At 42.7% G+C, this 15,871-nt stretch carries 18 protein-coding genes; 7 read left to right on the top strand and 11 right to left on the bottom strand.

Features of this window, described 5'->3' with window-relative positions; genetic code table 11:
- Positions 1-50 precede the first annotated feature (50 nt).
- Positions 51-386, top strand: a complete 336-nt coding sequence (locus CYL18_RS13385) for a YtrH family sporulation protein (protein ID WP_104850028.1) — start codon at positions 51-53, stop codon at positions 384-386.
- Positions 383-883 (top strand): sporulation membrane protein YtrI, encoded by a 501-nt coding sequence (ytrI, locus tag CYL18_RS13380; RefSeq protein ID WP_104850027.1) that lies wholly within the window; start codon positions 383-385, stop codon positions 881-883. Before CYL18_RS13385 ends, ytrI begins: the two co-directional genes overlap by 4 nt.
- Before the next feature lie 61 nt (positions 884-944).
- On the opposite strand, the gene CYL18_RS13375 is transcribed toward ytrI, so the two are convergent.
- On the bottom strand, positions 945-1,880 hold the full coding sequence (locus CYL18_RS13375; RefSeq protein WP_104850026.1) for a DHH family phosphoesterase: 936 nt from the start codon (positions 1,878-1,880) through the stop codon (positions 945-947).
- A 136-nt stretch (positions 1,881-2,016) separates the two neighbouring features.
- On the opposite strand from CYL18_RS13375, the gene CYL18_RS13370 reads away from it, so the two are divergent.
- Positions 2,017-2,319, top strand: coding sequence for a YtpI family protein (locus CYL18_RS13370; protein WP_104850025.1), 303 nt, complete (start codon positions 2,017-2,019; stop codon positions 2,317-2,319).
- A 79-nt stretch (positions 2,320-2,398) separates the two neighbouring features.
- Here CYL18_RS13370 and CYL18_RS13365 read toward each other — a convergent pair whose 3' ends face one another.
- The 3 genes from CYL18_RS13365 to CYL18_RS13355 form a co-directional block, all read right to left on the bottom strand.
- The gene (locus CYL18_RS13365) at positions 2,399-3,703 is read right to left on the bottom strand and encodes a CBS domain-containing protein (protein WP_104850024.1); all 1,305 of its coding nucleotides are present in this window, start codon (positions 3,701-3,703) and stop codon (positions 2,399-2,401) included.
- Positions 3,704-3,777: 74 nt separating this feature from the next.
- A complete protein-coding gene (locus CYL18_RS13360) occupies positions 3,778-4,011 on the bottom strand; it encodes a hypothetical protein (RefSeq protein ID WP_104850023.1) in 234 nt (77 codons plus the stop codon).
- Positions 4,012-4,106: 95 nt separating this feature from the next.
- Positions 4,107-4,784 (bottom strand): metal-dependent hydrolase, encoded by a 678-nt coding sequence (locus CYL18_RS13355; RefSeq protein WP_104850022.1) that lies wholly within the window; start codon positions 4,782-4,784, stop codon positions 4,107-4,109.
- A 127-nt stretch (positions 4,785-4,911) separates the two neighbouring features.
- On the opposite strand from CYL18_RS13355, the gene CYL18_RS13350 reads away from it, so the two are divergent.
- Positions 4,912-6,003 carry a M24 family metallopeptidase gene (locus CYL18_RS13350; protein WP_104850021.1) on the top strand — a complete coding sequence of 364 codons (1,092 nt, stop codon included), beginning with the start codon at positions 4,912-4,914 and terminating at the stop codon, positions 6,001-6,003.
- A 295-nt stretch (positions 6,004-6,298) separates the two neighbouring features.
- The gene (locus tag CYL18_RS13345; protein WP_104850020.1) at positions 6,299-6,754 is read left to right on the top strand and encodes a universal stress protein; all 456 of its coding nucleotides are present in this window, start codon (positions 6,299-6,301) and stop codon (positions 6,752-6,754) included.
- A gap of 213 nt (positions 6,755-6,967) precedes the next feature.
- Here the strand turns inward: CYL18_RS13345 and CYL18_RS13340 are convergent, their stop codons facing one another.
- Both CYL18_RS13340 and CYL18_RS13335 read right to left on the bottom strand, forming a co-directional pair.
- Positions 6,968-7,354, bottom strand: a complete 387-nt coding sequence (locus CYL18_RS13340; RefSeq protein WP_104850019.1) for a DUF302 domain-containing protein — start codon at positions 7,352-7,354, stop codon at positions 6,968-6,970.
- A gap of 185 nt (positions 7,355-7,539) precedes the next feature.
- Complete coding sequence (locus tag CYL18_RS13335; RefSeq protein ID WP_236636470.1) at positions 7,540-8,262, bottom strand: alpha/beta fold hydrolase; 723 nt, start codon at positions 8,260-8,262, stop codon at positions 7,540-7,542.
- Positions 8,263-8,659: 397 nt separating this feature from the next.
- Between CYL18_RS13335 and CYL18_RS13330 the strand changes: the two genes are divergently transcribed.
- Positions 8,660-9,484: a PRD domain-containing protein gene (locus CYL18_RS13330; protein WP_104850018.1), complete on the top strand. Its 825-nt coding sequence runs from the start codon at positions 8,660-8,662 to the stop codon at positions 9,482-9,484.
- Positions 9,485-9,659: 175 nt separating this feature from the next.
- On the opposite strand, the gene nagE is transcribed toward CYL18_RS13330, so the two are convergent.
- The 4 genes from nagE to CYL18_RS13310 form a co-directional block, all read right to left on the bottom strand.
- On the bottom strand, positions 9,660-11,114 hold the full coding sequence (gene nagE / locus CYL18_RS13325) for an N-acetylglucosamine-specific PTS transporter subunit IIBC (protein ID WP_104850017.1): 1,455 nt from the start codon (positions 11,112-11,114) through the stop codon (positions 9,660-9,662).
- Between the two features lie 131 nt (positions 11,115-11,245).
- Positions 11,246-11,716, bottom strand: a complete 471-nt coding sequence (locus CYL18_RS13320; protein WP_104850016.1) for a PTS sugar transporter subunit IIA — start codon at positions 11,714-11,716, stop codon at positions 11,246-11,248.
- A 452-nt stretch (positions 11,717-12,168) separates the two neighbouring features.
- Complete coding sequence (gene argH / locus CYL18_RS13315; protein ID WP_104850015.1) at positions 12,169-13,551, bottom strand: argininosuccinate lyase; 1,383 nt, start codon at positions 13,549-13,551, stop codon at positions 12,169-12,171.
- Positions 13,548-14,756 carry an argininosuccinate synthase gene (locus CYL18_RS13310; protein WP_104850014.1) on the bottom strand — a complete coding sequence of 403 codons (1,209 nt, stop codon included), beginning with the start codon at positions 14,754-14,756 and terminating at the stop codon, positions 13,548-13,550. Before CYL18_RS13310 ends, argH begins: the two co-directional genes overlap by 4 nt.
- Before the next feature lie 244 nt (positions 14,757-15,000).
- On the opposite strand from CYL18_RS13310, the gene CYL18_RS13305 reads away from it, so the two are divergent.
- The gene (locus tag CYL18_RS13305; RefSeq protein WP_104850013.1) at positions 15,001-15,315 is read left to right on the top strand and encodes a hypothetical protein; all 315 of its coding nucleotides are present in this window, start codon (positions 15,001-15,003) and stop codon (positions 15,313-15,315) included.
- Positions 15,316-15,349: 34 nt separating this feature from the next.
- On the opposite strand, the gene CYL18_RS13300 is transcribed toward CYL18_RS13305, so the two are convergent.
- Positions 15,350-15,871, bottom strand: coding sequence for a MogA/MoaB family molybdenum cofactor biosynthesis protein (locus tag CYL18_RS13300; protein ID WP_104850012.1), 522 nt, complete (start codon positions 15,869-15,871; stop codon positions 15,350-15,352).

The raw sequence follows: 15,871 nt of genomic DNA, 5'->3' as shown, positions 1-15,871 counted from the left end.
CCAGCTGCCTGTTCATATACATATATCAAAAACAAAAAGGGACGAGTTATATGGACCAAGCATTTCTACCAGCCTTCATTAACAGCTTCTTCATTTCATTAGGAGTTTTATTAGGCGGCTCCTTAATAGGAGGACTCGCCGCCTTCATTACCGGACAGCCTCCCTTAACCCATGTATTCCGCCTATCGGAAGGATTAAGGATATGGGCAATTGTCGCTGCCATCGGAGGCACCTTTGATGCAGTTTATTCATTTGAACGAGGCATTTTTCACGGGGAAACGAAGGATATCTTCAAGCAAATCATGCTCATCATCTCTGCCCTTGGCGGAGCTCAGGCTGGCGCGCTCATCATCCATTGGCTCACACAGGAGCAAATGCATCCATGAGAATCCCCCCTTATTACCGCAATCCTATGTGGCAGCGCTTCTTCGCAGGAATAGCGATTGGCGCCGTTATGAGCTGGGCCCTTTTCTTTTACATGTTTGGGGACCTCCAGGAGAAACAGGTCCAGCTCATCCAGACTCAGCAGGATACCATCAAGGATTTATCCGAAGAGGTGGACATTTGGCAAAGCGAGTACGAAATACTTAACAAGCGAAACGAAAGCCGCTTGCTCGTCCAGGATGTCTCCGTCCGCATCACCAACTACAAGAAGTACCGGCTTGACCCGCTCAGTGTATTCGAGGTAGAACAAAGCATCCAAAAGGATTTCTCCTCCCTGATCGGCAAGGATTTAGAAAACGTCAGTAAAGGGAAGGAGCTGCTTAAACGGGCCATCATCAATAAAGACATAAAGGTGAACAGCCGCCATTATCAGCTCGAAATAAGGGAGCTGGTTATTTATACGAATATTGAAATTGAACTAGCCATTAGGCAAATGTAAGAAAAGAGACTGATTCTAAAAAGCTAACTTTACAGTGCTTTTGAATCAGCCTCTTTTAGTATTAAGCCTTGCAAACCTCCACTAAGTCTGCCACGACCTTATCCACGTCTGCCCAGTCATAGATAGTCGCTCCTGATGCGAGCGGATGTCCCCCGCCATTATATTTTTTGGCAATGCCATTGATGACCGGCCCCTTGGAACGGAGACGAACCCGGATATCCTTGCCTTCCTCTATAAAGAAGGCCCATGCTTTCAAGCCCTTTATTCCGCCGAGCGTGCTCACTAATAGGGAAGCCTGTGATGCCTTCACTCCAAAACGATCCATGACATCCTTTGTGATGACCATAGAACCAACGCCGTTCTCATCCATTTTAAAGTGTTCAAAAACGTAACCGTTTAAACGAACGACCGCCTCTTCCACATCATAAAGTCCATTATAGATCTCTGTGCGGTCAAATCCATAATGAATTAGCTCACCTGCATACAGGAAGGTTTTATCAGTGGTGCTCGGATAGAGGAATCTTCCGGTATCCCCTACAATGCCAGCATAAAGTAAGCGTGCAGCCTCCTGAGTCAGCTTCAAGCCCTTATCCTTGCCGAACGTATAAAAGTCATAAATCATTTCACTGCAGGAGCTCGCTGATGTGTCCACCCATACAATATCTCCATATGCATCATCGTTCGGATGGTGGTCAATCTTGATGAGCATATCGCCCATTGTATACCGCTGATCACATACCCGCTCCTGATTAGCAGTGTCACATACAATAACAAGAGCTTGGTCGTATACAGAATCAGGGATTTGATCCAACTCCTTCAAAAAACGAAGGGACTCCTCCTCCAGCCCTACCATATATACATTCTTCTCCGGGAAAGATGCCTTAATCATTTCTCCAAGCCCGCATTGAGATCCGTATGCATCAGGATCCGGACGGACATGCCTATGTAAGATAATCGTCTCATATTGTTTAATTGCATCAAGTATGCGTTCTTTCATTATTCATTCTCCTTTAATGAGTCTTTCAATCTTAATTAAAACAAAAAAGCAGCCCTTTCGGAAGCACTTTCCATATTGGTCATTTTATTCAATTTTTAGTACAATGTAGACATACTATTCAAACGGAGGCCAATCTATGCCGATACTTGTTTTCTTTATTGTGACGTCCCTTTCCTTCTACATTTACTATAAAGCAAAAACCTTCCGGACACAGCATCCAATGCAGCGTGCATGCCTAAAAGGAAAATCATCTATGACACTCGGATTGTTTGTTTTGATATTCGGGATTAATCAATTGTATCTGTACCAAACAACACTCACTTATTTCATCGGAGGCATCTTCATCATCATGGGAGCGCTTAGCTTATACGGCGGTTTTAAAATGTACCGTCACTTCGCACCGCTCGCTGAGGATGAATTCCAGGCCTTATCTAAATAAGGACAATTATCAGACCAAAAATGCCTTAACCCAGGAATATCTTCCCGCCGGTTAAGGCATTTTCTATTGAAAAATCCAATCAGCGCTCAAGCAGCTGGCACATCAGCATCGCTTTTCCGACCAGTTTACCCTCATTGAATACATCAATCTCTACCTTCCCAAATTTGCGGCCGACTTCAAGAATATTAGGCGCAATGGTCAAAATACTCTCGAGCTGTACAGGCTTCAGGAAATAAACGGACATGTTTTCCACGACAAGCTCGCCCCTCTTATAGCCTCGGAGCGCCCGGTTCGCAGCTTCGATTACAAGCGCGGTAAAGACACCATACGAAATGGTTCCCAAATGATTCGTCATCTGCGGGGTCACTTCGCATTCAAACTTATCCTCACCTTGAATGACATTCATCTGGTTAGCAATGACATCATCAATTGTCTCACCTACCTGTGGCTGTCTCTGGCTCATCTGCAGCGCCTTGAGAACATCCTGGCGGCTGATGATGCCAATCAGAATATTTCGGTTATCCACAACAGGCAGCAATTCAATCCCTTCCCAAACCATCATATGGGCAGCACTAGCTACGCTTGTCTTCTCCCCCGTGAAAATCGGACTTTTCGTCATGACCTTCTCAATTTGGGTGTCAGCGCTTAAGCCAAGGATGTCCCGGGAAGTGACCATTCCTTGCAGCCGCATATTCTCATCGACTACAGGGAATCGGCTGTGCTTCGTTTGCCTGTTTAGGGTTGTCCAATTCTCGATTGTATTCCCTACTCGCAGTACTTCTGTCCGTTCAGTCGGAATCAAAATATCCTCCACAAGGAGGATTTCCTTCTTGATCAATTGATCATAGATGGCCCGGTTGATCATCGTCGCTACTGTAAACGTATCATAGGAGGTTGAAATAATCGGCATTTGCAATTCATCGGCCAGCCTCTTAATAGCATCGACCGTATCAAATCCTCCCGTAATCAGGACAGCCGCTCCCGCCTTCAAGGCAAGCTCATGCGCCTTCACCCGATTCCCGACAATAAGAAGGTTCCCGGCCTCCGTATAGCGCATCATTGCATCAAGCTCCATCGCCCCGATGACAAACTTATTCAATGTTTTATGGAGGCCAGTCCTCCCGCCAAGAACCTGTCCATCAACAATATTGACCACTTCTGCAAATGTCAGCTTCTCAATGTTCTCTTTCTTCTTGCGCTCAATCCGAATCGTGCCAACACGCTCAATTGTACTCACATAGCCCTTATTCTCGGCTTCTTTAATTGCACGGTAAGCCGTTCCTTCACTCACCGATAGAGCCTTCGCAATCTGCCGGACGGAGATTTTCTGCCCAACCGGAAGTTCATCAATATAATGTAATATTTGTTCATGCTTAGTAGCCAAACTATTCACCCTTTTTTGTTATCCATTATTCTTATTATAAGGTTAAAAGGGCAAATCTATCAAACGGCCTATTTTCATCGTCCTTTTTGCCTCACCTTAGCAGCACTGCCTGCCTTTGAAACTTCCCGTTTCCTGTCAGTGCCATAAAGAATGCCAGAAAGATTGCCAGCAAGGACACAAAAGGCCAACAGCATCCAGGCCCCAGAGAATAACACCTCTTCCCTCATTCCTTCAAATGTTAAACGCGGCAGCGACCACATGAGCATCACAAAGGCAGTAACAAAACAAAATCCATATCTATTCTTCATCTTAGATCCCTCCTATATGGCTAATATATGAGAGATTTCTCCAAAAAAGAAGCGCCGACCCATAACGAGCTGGGTATTAGCGCTTCATGTTTATTCTATAAGTCCACAGAATCACCGGGAGCCATCACCTTCACGACACCCTCCTCACAGAGGGAAGCGAAATGATGCGGGTCCTGCTTAATTGGCGGAAACGTATCATAGTGAATCGGAACAGCTAGCTTTGGATGCAGGAATTCGACAGCGAGCGCCGCATCCTCCGGCCCCATTGTGAAGTTATCCCCGATTGGAATAAATGCAAGATCAATTGGATGCCGGTCCCCAATCAGCTTCATGTCAGAGAAGAGCCCGGTATCGCCTGCATGAAAGACCGTCTTGCCATCAATGGTTACTAGAATGCCAGCCGGCATCCCGCCATAGATAATCTGGCCATTCTCCTCAAAGCCAGTCCCGTGAAAGGCCTGCGTAAGCTTCACACGACCAAAATCAAAATCATAGGCGCCACCAATGGACATCCCATGTGTTTTGACGCCTTTCCAGCCAAGATATGTACTCATCTCAAAGTTGCAAATAACAAGGGCATCATGCTTTTTAGCGAGCTCAACCGTATCCCCCACATGGTCACTATGGCCATGTGTTAGAAGAATGAAGTCAGGGCTGACATCCTCCACCTTCAAGTCCGTCAGCTCATTTCCCGTGATAAATGGATCAATTAAGATTTGATGCTTGTCCGTTTCAATTTTGACAACTGAATGGCCGTGATACGAAACCTTCAAGATTCATCTCTCCTTTTCTTCGCTATTGGATATAAATACCCGCTTTTTTTATTTTCTAACAATTTACTTTCCTACATTTAATTGATAACCTCTAACATATATCACTAGAGTACAGGAGGCTGTATAAATGAGCAACTTAAATTTACTGGCTGGTTGGCTGAAAGAAAAACAGGCTGATGCCGCATTCATTACATCCACTGAAAATGTTTTCTATTTAAGCGGTTTTCACAGCGAACCGCATGAGCGGCTGCTTGCGGTTCTTGCATTCCCTGCAGATGAGCCGATTTTGATTTGTCCGCAAATGGAAGTCCCTGATGCGAAGCAAGCCGGCTGGCCATATGAAATTATCGGAATTTTAGATACGCAAAACCCATGGGAAAGAGTCCATGAGGCATTGAAAAAACGCAATGTTTCCATTCACACGCTCGCAGTTGAGAAGGAACATTTGACAATGGAGCGCCTAGAAGGCCTAAACTCCATCCTTGGTCAGCCTTCTTACATATCCGCGGAAGAAAAAATGCGCCAATTGCGCATGGTCAAGAGCGAGAGTGAGCTGGCGATAATTAAAGAAGCATGCCGCCTTGCCGATTACGCAATTAAGATTGGGACAGAGGAAATCGCCGAAGGCAAAACAGAAATGGAAATCCTGGCTGCACTTGAATACCAATTGAAAAAAGAGGGCGTCTCCGAAATGTCATTCGCCACAATGGTGCTGACAGGTGAGAACGCCGCTTCCCCGCACGGTGTTCCTGGGCAAACAAAAGTAAAAAAGGGGGATCTCGTTCTTTTCGACCTTGGCGTTGTTGTTGACGGCTATTGCTCAGACATCACACGTACCGTTGCTTACGGGCAAATCTCCGATGAGCAAAGAGAGATTTACGAAACGGTTCTTGAAGCACAGAAAGCTGCCGTAGCGGCATGCCGACCTGGCGTTACCTGTGCTGAGGTTGACTTGACAGCCCGCAATATCATCCGCGATAAGGGCTACGGAGATTACTTCCCGCATCGATTAGGACACGGCCTTGGCATCAGCGTACATGAATATCCTTCCCTAACGGAAGTTAATGAGCTGAAATTGCAAAAAGGCATGGTATTCACAATCGAACCAGGCATCTATGTCCCTAAAAAAGCAGGCGTCCGCATCGAGGACGATCTTTATGTTACTGAAAACGGTGTTGAAATCCTGACGAAGTTCCCGAAAGAATTAATCACACTATAATCACCATGCTTGTGAGCGGAGATTTCCACATCCGTTCACAAGCGTTATTAGTATATTAATAAAACATTAACTCCCCATCACCTTAACTATCCATCATAAATACTACTCTTTCCATACAAATAAAACTTTCAAGAAAAAACACTAATGGTTTCAATGATATTCCATCTTGTCCCTTATGACAAAACCAGCTATTATTACAAAAATCAATTAAACGTTCACTGTATTTCCATATAATTTTGCTACTATTCGGAATGTTTTATAGTATAATAGAATTATAATAAAGGAGGAGATTAATATGGCATTATCCTATAATAAGATCCTTGTTGCAGTGGATGGTTCACAAGAAGCTGAATGGGCATTCAAAAAGTCTATCGACATCGCTAAACGTAACGATGCAACACTTGTTTTGACCCATGTTGTGGACAATCGTACGTTTGCGGCGGTTGAAGCATATAGCATTTCAATCACCGAAAGCGCAGAGCAATATGCGAAAGACCTTTTAGAAGAATATAAAACAATCGCCATGGATGCAGGTGTAAAAAAAGTAGAAATATGCATCGAATTCGGCTCCCCTAAGGTAAAAATACCGAAGGACATTGCCAAGAAGCATGATATTGACCTGATCGTCTGCGGTGCCACAGGGCTAAATGCGGTAGAACGCTTCTTCATCGGGTCTGTTTCTGAACATATTATCCGCTATGCAAAGTGTGATGTTATGGTCATTCGCTCTGAGGAAAAAACTGGCATATAATCATTCATAGACATCAATAAACCAAATAAAGTGAGAGGCTGACTCGAAAGTTCCATTATTGAGCTTTCGGGCCAGCCTTTTAAATTTGGCATTATCATTATATATTGAAAACTGCCTTTATATGGAGATGAATAACAATATGCTTCCTCCATTTGAATGTTCCTCTTATAAGCCATGAATCATAGGTACGAAGTTCAAGTATTTGGGGAAAAATTATTTAGCTTTATCCATACAAGCAATTAATCGATCCTCTATATCACTGGCAATCTCCTTTAAAGTATCATCATCAACCATTTCGATTAGAGTACTGGGCTTCGGCATTCCGATTTTTGTTTTCCCTTGATTGTCTTGATAGACAACGATTTTACAAGGAAGAAAATACCCCACTAATTCATTCGCCGATAAAACCTTATGTGCCTCCTTAGGATTGCATACCTCAAGGATCATGTAGGGATTTTCTAATTCAAAACCTTTATTCTTCAGCGTATCTTTCACATCAAATTTCCACAGTACACCAAACTTATCTTCCTTCAAGCTTTCTTCGAGTGATTGAAGGGCATCTGCTAAAGATTTTGATGTCTCAACGGTGTAATGAAACAAATGAATCAACTCCTTAAAATAGCTTAATTCCCTAAAACCTAGGTGTAATTGGTGATATTATCTCAAACGATAATCTTAAAGAAACTTTCTTTATTTCCACCTCACCAATTATTTGTTTCATCTTATATACCCTTTAGGTAGTGCTTTACACGTTTAAGGATTATCTTGATGTTTCATCACACTATTCAGACAGGCACTTTATCTGTATCTTTTAAAAAACTATCAACAATCTTATTGTATATATCCGGCTGGTCGATATTAGCTGTATGACCGGCGTTAGGAACCAATCCAATCAGAATATCCTTATTGATTTTTTTGATATAAGCAGCGGAATTTACCTCGTACAATTCGTTGCTGCCATTAAGGAGTAGCACCGGGACCTTGATAGTTTGGATGTGTTCTTTAGTGGCTTCTGGATAAAGAAAGGTCATCGTGTGATTCACATGATTTAACGTTCTCTTCCACCGCTCACCATGCAAGCCCATAAAATACTCAGCGATAGCCTCATCCTTCTCTTCGATATTTGAAAAGTATTCATATTGCTTTTGCATAACAACTTCTAACTCTTCAGGAATAAAAGGGGTATAGCCTGTAAGCACAATGCCTCGCACTAACTCTGGCACTCTTAAAGCAATATGTATAGCTAAAGAAGCTCCTAATGATAACCCGATTACATATCCTTCACCTGTATTCTGGATTTTAGCGATAACATAATTAAGCGTTTCCTCGAAATAATTATCAGAAGCATCAGCCGGTGCATTACCGTGACCAGGCAAATCTATAAGAATGAGCTCATACTTCTCCTTAAAATAAGCAATCTGTTCGGTGAAATGCGTATCTGAGGTCCCCATAAAGCCGTGCAAAAAATAAAGTTTTTTGATTGTACTCTCCTCCTGTTTCTTATTCAAAGTCAAACCCCGGTTCTTTCTATCCTTCTCAAGCCGACAAAATAACAGATACAAAAAATTGGCCATTTATGGCGTAGAAACTATTTAAATAAATTCGTTATAAAACAAATTAATCCCTTTTTTAGCCAAAAGAAAAAGACTATCCTCTCAACAAACCAGATTCTCCGCTAGTTCTCTACACATTTTGTACTTCAATATAGCGATTATTTATTCTGGAATAAATCTTTTCTCACTCGCTTCAATAGAATTTGCATGCTGACAAAGCATCCTTATTCTGTATAAAAAGCATATATTATAATCTTCTCAAGCTGAGAATGATAAATTATGTATTTTACAGAAACTTTATATTTTAATATGATAAAAGTACTAGAATAAGAAATACTGGAGGTGAAGAGGCATGAAAATTAAGAAAATCTTAAACAACAATGCAGCGATTGTAGTAGAGGATAATCAGGAAAAAATCGTCATTGGTCCTGGCATTGCATTCAATAAAGGGAAAAACGACCTTATCAACCGAAATAAAATCGATAAATTGTTTGTGGTTAAAAATGATGCTCATCTTGGGCAGCTTTTACCTCAGATTCCAGTTGAACATATGGCTTTAACCCAGGAAATTATTCAGTATGCTGAGGAGCTTCTTCAAGTCAAATTGAACCCTCATATCTTTATTGCTTTGGCCGATCACCTTTCATTTGCAATTGAACGCTATGAAGATGGTATTTTTATCAAAAACAAACTGCTCTCTGAGATTAAAATCCTCTATAAAAAGGAGTTTGATATAGGCGTCTGGGCCATTAATTATGTGGAGGAGAAAATAGGGATACGTATGCCGATTGATGAGGCTGCGTTTATCGCTCTCCACCTGCATACAGCATCTGTTCCATCTGGAGATTTGCAGGTTTCCCTGCGTCAAACTTCCATCATAAATGAGATTATACATATCATTCGGGATTATTTTTCTATCAGCTTGGAAGAGACAGGACTATCTTATGAGCGTTTGATTACTCATCTCCGCTATACTCTTTATAGAATTAATGATACTGCAGAGCGAACAATGGATGATGAGATGCTAATCATGGTGCGTAATAAATTCCCATCCTCTTATCATTGCGCCACAAAAATAGCAGAATACCTTTCCCGGCAGCATGACATCCAGCTCCCATCAGAGGAAGTTGGCTATATTACGATACATATAGAAAGATTACGAAGCAGAGAAGTGTAAACGATCTAATTACCGAGATACCCATTCATCATAAAAAAACAGAATAATCACACACAAAAAGCTCGTTCTATCTTTTATCGATGGAACGAGCTTTTATTCGGGGTCACTATAAACGATTTTCAGCTTGAAATGAAGCCATTTATAGCTCCATGATTGGAATCCCCTTATTACTTTTTTATTTTGATTTCACAATTTTTTTCAACTCATCTGCTACGAACTGAACGCTTGTCCCTACGATAACTTGTAAGCTTTCACGACCAGTCACCTTAATGCCAGGAACACCAGTTGATTTAATTTTATTCTGATCAACCTTATCAATATCTTTGACTTCTAGTCTAAGGCGAGTAGCACAGTTATCAACAGATACGATGTTTTCTTTACCGCCCAATCCATCATAGATTACTTGAGCTTGTGCAGCAAACTTATCTTCTGATGAACCTGCTTGAGATTGAGCTTCCTCAGTTGCATCAAGTTCTTCCCCGCGGCCTGGTGTGTTGAGGTTGAACTTCACAATGATGAAACGGAATAAGAAATAATAAATTACAGCAAACACTAATCCCTGTAAAATCAGCATATATGGCTGATTAGCAAGAGGTAATCTGGAGCTTAGAACAAAGTCAACCAAACCGGCACTGAAACCAAAACCAGCTGTCCATTGGAAAGAGGCTGCCACAAAAAGAGAAATACCTGTCAACGCAGCATGGACAACATATAATAATGGAGCTGCAAACATAAATGCGAACTCAATCGGTTCTGTTACACCAGTAAAGAAGGCCGCAAAACCAGCTGCGATCATTAAGGAAGCAACTTGTTTTTTGTTTTTTGTTTTAGCTGTATGATACATAGCTAAACCAGCAGCAGGCAACCCGAACATCATGACTGGGAAGAACCCTGCTTGATACATTCCTGTTACACCTTTAACACCTTCACCGGACCAGAAATTACCGATGTCATTAATGCCCGCAACGTCAAACCAGAATACAGAGTTTAAGGCATGGTGTAAGCCAGTTGGGATTAATAATCGATTGAAGAATCCATAAAGACCAGCACCAGCTGCTCCCAATTTGGCAATTGCTTCACCGAAGGAAACGAGTCCAGAGTAAACCGGCGGCCAGATAAAGAATAAGATAACAGAAACAAGCAGCATGGATACAGCTGTCATAATTGGCACTAAACGTTTTCCGCTAAAGAAGGCTAAAGCATCCGGAAGCTTAACATGGCTAAATCGATTGTACATATTTGCGGCTACAATACCAGCTATAATACCAACAAATGCATTTCCGATTTTCGCGAATCCAGGGTCTACGGCTTCTAGCTCAACCCCTTTTAACATTGAAACAGACCCAGGTGATAACAAAGTCGTTACGACTAGATAAGCAACTAAACCACTTAATGCGGCAGAGCCATCTCTATCCTTCGACATACCAAGTGCTACACCAACGGCAAACAAGATTGGTATATTATCGATAATAGAGGACCCGGCTTTGATTAAGAAGGCGGCAACTGAACTGTCAGCACCCCAGCCGCTTGGATCGATCCAGTAACCGATACCCATCAAAATCGCAGCAGCAGGCAATACGGCAACTGGTAACATTAGAGAACTACCAAGTCTTTGAAAGAATTTTTTCACTTTACTCCCTCCGATTCTTCTTTTTTCATAACTCCACGTCTATCTGGCCATATAGCTAGCCAAAGAGCGTAAGCGTTTACTTAAATTCACAGCCTCGGGCATCACCTCCTTAATATTCATACAGGAATAGACTAAATGGTCATTAAGACCGTCTCTCCTTGAACACAGCTTCCCTTGCTGCTGTAGGTGATTTCCTTATCGCTATCTGTCACGATTATAGGGGTAATCGTATTTTCCGCGTGCTCCTCTATATATGCCCAGTCGACCTCAACAAGCAATTGCCCCTTCTCGACACGATCACCTTCTTTAACAGCGAGTTGAAATCCTTCACCCTTTAAGGCAACTGTTTCAAGGCCTATATGGATCAAAACCTCGACACCAGATGTAGACCGAATAGCAATAGCATGTTTAGTAGGTGTAATCATAATAACTTCTCCATTAAATGGAGCATGAACATGTCCGCCCGATGGTTGAATCGCAATACCGTCGCCCATCATTTTTTGGCTGAATACTGGATCGGGAACCTCCTCTAGCGGGATGATCGTTCCATTTAACGGAGCCAACAAATCAGTCTCTTTTTTCTTAAAAAAACCAAACGCCATTCTTGATTGCTCCTTTCTGTCTGAAATGATGAATTGATATAACTCTTTTTTTAGTTCTTAAAGTACTAAAAAAAGGCATGGCGGAATTTCACTAAGTTACTCGTAACCTAGTAATTTACCACCATGCCTGATCGAATCAGTTACATGAGAGACATATATCATTTCTAATTCTATATTATCATCCCGTGCATCAAATTTAAACTAAAAATTTTATTATGTCACAATATTTTAATTTTTACTTTTTTAATGTGTTTTTACACTATTTATGCAACACATAGCGAATGCAGTAAGACCGGGTTAAGATTGTCTGTCATAATCCCCCGGTCGTATTTCTAACTTATAGGACTATACCTTATGATTCTTCTATTGAATTTCATATTCCTGTGAGAGACCCTTGCACCACAAAAACAGGCGCCAAACCAAAAGCTGGTTCGCGCCTGCAAGTTATATCTCTATTTGTCCAAGGATAGTAAAGCCCTGGCCTTCTCAATGGCTGAAGAGACTTGTTTAAAACCTGTTCCGCCTGCACTATTCCTTCTGCGCACGGCTTCCTCAGGCTTAAGAGCGTCATAAATATCCTCTTCAATGAGTGAGGATGCATCCTTAAGGGTCTCAAGCGGCAGGTCGAGTAAATAGCAGCCCTGCTGAATGCAGCTCAACACAAGCTTTCCGACAATTTCATGCGCTTCCCTGAAAGGGATTCCCTTTGCTGCTAAATAATCAGCGAGCTCCGTCGCATTGGAGAAGTCCTGGTAGACTGCCTCCTTCATGACAGATGAGTTCACCTTCATCGTCGCAATCATCCCGTTAAAAATTTTAAGCGAACCTTTGACCGTTATAACCGTGTCAAACATTCCCTCCTTGTCTTCCTGCATATCCTTATTATAGGCAAGGGGCAAGCCCTTCAGAAGAGTCATTAGTCCAATGGCATTTCCGTATACGCGACCTGTCTTCCCGCGAATCAATTCTGCCATATCAGGATTCTTCTTCTGAGGCATGATGCTCGACCCAGTCGAAAATGTATCATCAAGCTCGATGAAACGATATTCCTGGCTTGACCACAAGATGATTTCCTCACTGAAGCGAGAGAGATGCATCATCAAAATCGATGAATGATTGAGAAACTCCGCTATAAAATCCCGATCGCTGACTGCGTCAAGGCTATTCTCATAAATACCTTCAAATCCGAGCAGCTCAGCTGTCATATGACGATCAATCGGGAATGTTGTGCCTGCGAGCGCTCCTGCCCCAAGGGGAGAAAGATTGATTCTCTTCAAGCTGTCTGTAAACCGTTCTTTGTCCCGTTCAAGCATCCAGAAATAGGCCATGAAATGATGGCCGAGCGAAATGGGCTGAGCTCGCTGCAGATGGGTATATCCCGGCACAATCGTCTCCACATGTTTCTCGGCAACATCGATTAATGTTTTCTGGAACTCCTCGATGGTCACGATGATTTCTTCGACTTGATGGCGCAGATAAAGATGCATATCTGTCGCCACTTGGTCATTCCGGCTCCTTGCGGTGTGTAGCTTGCCCCCAACAGGGCCGATTTCATCAATCAATAGCTTCTCCAGATTCAAATGAATATCTTCATAGTCAACGGAAAAGGGGAGCTCCCCCTTCTCGGCCTTTACCTTCAAGGAAGAGAGTCCTTCTTTAATAACACTTTCCTCTTCCTTCGTAAGGATTCCGCAGGAGCCTAGCATTTGTACATGTGCCAGGCTCCCTTCGATGTCCTCCATTACTAGCTCTTGGTCAAACGAGATGGATGCGCCAAAAGAATCAATCCATTCCTCAGCGGTTTTGGTGAACCTTCCGCCCCAAAGCTTTTTCACACTGTCACCTTCTTTTGGATATGCACTTGGCTGTTCACTTTTGTCGGTAAGCCCCAGAGATTGATGAACCCAACCGCGCTCGTATGATCGAACTCATCAGCTGATGTATAGGTAGCTAATTTCTCATCATATAGAGAATAAGCAGATTTGCGGCCTTCCACAATGGCGTGACCTTTAAAAAGCTTCACACGCACAATGCCTGTTACATGGCTTTGTGACTGTTTCAAGAAAGCAAGGAGAGAGTCCTTCAAAGGAGAGAACCATAATCCATCATAGATAAGCTCCGTCAGCTTCTTCTCAATAACCGGCTTGAAATGAGCCAGCTCCTTCACCATAGTCAAATCTTCTAATTCCTTATGGGCTTTAATCAGCGTAATCGCGCCCGGGCACTCGTACACTTCCCTTGATTTAATGCCGACAAGGCGATTCTCCACATGGTCAATTCTTCCCACTCCATGCTTGCCAGCCATTTCATTGAGGGTAAGAATCAATTGTGCCAATGGATATTCTTTTCCATTTAAAGCAAATGGAACACCTTCATTAAAAAGGATTTCAACTGTATCAGGCACATCAGGCGTATTCTCAAGGGCACATGTCAAATCATAAGCACCCTCAGGTGGTGCAGCCCACGGATCCTCCAGCACACCGCATTCATTGCTGCGTCCCCATAGATTTTGGTCAATCGAATAAGGGCTGTCTAGATTAATGGGTATTGGTATATTGTTTTCCTTTGCATATTGGATTTCCTCTTCACGGGACCAGCTCCATTCTCGGACAGGAGCAAGCACCTTTAAGTCTGGATTCAATGCTTGGATGGATACCTCAAAGCGGACTTGGTCATTGCCTTTTCCTGTACAGCCATGGGCAACAGCGACCGCATTTTCCTTCTCTGCAACCTCTACAAGCTTCTTCGCAATCAGCGGTCTTGAAAGAGCAGAGACCAGCGGGTATTTCCCTTCATACAAGGCATGTGCTTGTAAGGCAACGAGCGCGAATTCCTGTGCGAACTCTTCTTTCGCATCAATGACATAAGAGCTGCAGGCACCCACCTTGATGGCTTTTTCCTTAATGAATTCCAAGTCTTTTCCTTCACCGACATCGAGACAGCAAGCGACGACATCATACCCCTTTTCTTTCAGCCATGAGATGGCCACCGATGTATCTAATCCGCCTGAGTAGGCAAGCACGACTTTCTCCTTTGTCATGTTCCTGTTCCCTCCATTGTATGTTGTATATTTATTCATTATTATATGTTTTTATGCAATTAATATGATATTCACTATAACAATCTTAAAATGCTTTTTCAAGTATTTATCTGAAAATATCTAATTTTTTATTCAAATGAAAGAGGCAAAGTGTATGTACTTCTCGAATTTGTCTAAAAGAATCGTTATTCTGAGGATAGTTGTATACAATAAAAGGTAATAAACAAGAGGAGGCTTCATAGTTATGGAAATGTATTTTGTACATGACAAACGGCTTGGCATCGATGTTCCCAGCCTCAAACGGGATTGGACCCGTTATTCAGCAGATACTCAATCCGAGATTCTCATGCACTGGGAGGAGATCAAGGGGACCATCCCAGACCGGGTGAAGGAGCTCGAAGCGCAAATCAACGAAAAATTACATGATTTAAATGAGGAAGAGGACTTTGAAAGGTCCTGCTTAATCAATGATGAGATTTCTGAACTCGCCTCATGCATAAATGACCTCTGGATTTGGTTTCGGACAAACGAGGAGCTATCAGGCAAGGCGCATAGATGAGCCTATAAAAAAACCGCCCCATCAATGGAACGGTTCATCGGTCTTTCCTGATTTCGCGCAATAGATGACCAAGCTCTGGAATAATTAATTTATTCATGGCCAAGCGAACTGCTCCGCTTGACCCAGGTGTGGAGAAAACAGGAGTATCTCCAATAACACCGGCACTCGCTCTTGAGAGTATTGCAGCGGAACCTATATCTTCCTGGAAACTAAGCATCCGAAATAGCTCTCCGAAACCAGGTATCTCCTTCTCATATAGCTCAGACAGAGCTTCTATCGTAACATCACGTTTGGCAATGCCTGTACCTCCATTAGTCAGCACGCAATCAACACCATCATCCTGACTAGCTCGAAGGACTGCCTCCCGAATTTGTACTGCTTCATCTTTGACAATCTCCCGGCCTGCCACCTTGTGGCCTGATGCCTCAATTAACTCCAGCATTATCTGTCCGCTCTTATCACTTTCCATATCTCTCGTATCGCTGATGGTGATGATCTGGCAGCGCACGACCTTAGGAGCCTCTTTCTTATGGATGTATGTACTGGATTGGGTCAT

It is taken from the genome of Pradoshia eiseniae (genome assembly GCF_002946355.1).
In the GTDB taxonomy this organism is placed as follows: Bacteria; Bacillota; Bacilli; order Bacillales; family Pradoshiaceae; genus Pradoshia; species Pradoshia eiseniae.
The sequence above is the reverse complement of the archived record's forward strand: the minus strand, read 5'-3'. Positions and strand labels throughout refer to the sequence as shown.

Excerpts from the sequence above, each read along its gene's own strand:
- CYL18_RS13385 (WP_104850028.1), top strand. The coding sequence starts at position 51 with ATGGACCAAGCATTTCTACCAGCCTTCATTAACAGCTTCTTCATTTCA.
- ytrI (WP_104850027.1), top strand. The coding sequence starts at position 383 with ATGAGAATCCCCCCTTATTACCGCAATCCTATGTGGCAGCGCTTCTTC.
- CYL18_RS13375 (WP_104850026.1), bottom strand. The coding sequence starts at position 1,880 with ATGAAAGAACGCATACTTGATGCAATTAAACAATATGAGACGATTATC.
- CYL18_RS13370 (WP_104850025.1), top strand. The coding sequence starts at position 2,017 with ATGCCGATACTTGTTTTCTTTATTGTGACGTCCCTTTCCTTCTACATT.
- CYL18_RS13360 (WP_104850023.1), bottom strand. The coding sequence starts at position 4,011 with ATGAAGAATAGATATGGATTTTGTTTTGTTACTGCCTTTGTGATGCTC.
- CYL18_RS13350 (WP_104850021.1), top strand. The coding sequence starts at position 4,912 with ATGAGCAACTTAAATTTACTGGCTGGTTGGCTGAAAGAAAAACAGGCT.
- CYL18_RS13345 (WP_104850020.1), top strand. The coding sequence starts at position 6,299 with ATGGCATTATCCTATAATAAGATCCTTGTTGCAGTGGATGGTTCACAA.
- CYL18_RS13330 (WP_104850018.1), top strand. The coding sequence starts at position 8,660 with ATGAAAATTAAGAAAATCTTAAACAACAATGCAGCGATTGTAGTAGAG.
- CYL18_RS13320 (WP_104850016.1), bottom strand. The coding sequence starts at position 11,716 with ATGGCGTTTGGTTTTTTTAAGAAAAAAGAGACTGATTTGTTGGCTCCG.
- CYL18_RS13310 (WP_104850014.1), bottom strand. The coding sequence starts at position 14,756 with ATGACAAAGGAGAAAGTCGTGCTTGCCTACTCAGGCGGATTAGATACA.
- CYL18_RS13305 (WP_104850013.1), top strand. The coding sequence starts at position 15,001 with ATGGAAATGTATTTTGTACATGACAAACGGCTTGGCATCGATGTTCCC.
- CYL18_RS13300 (WP_104850012.1), bottom strand. The coding sequence starts at position 15,871 with ATGACCCAATCCAGTACATACATCCATAAGAAAGAGGCTCCTAAGGTC.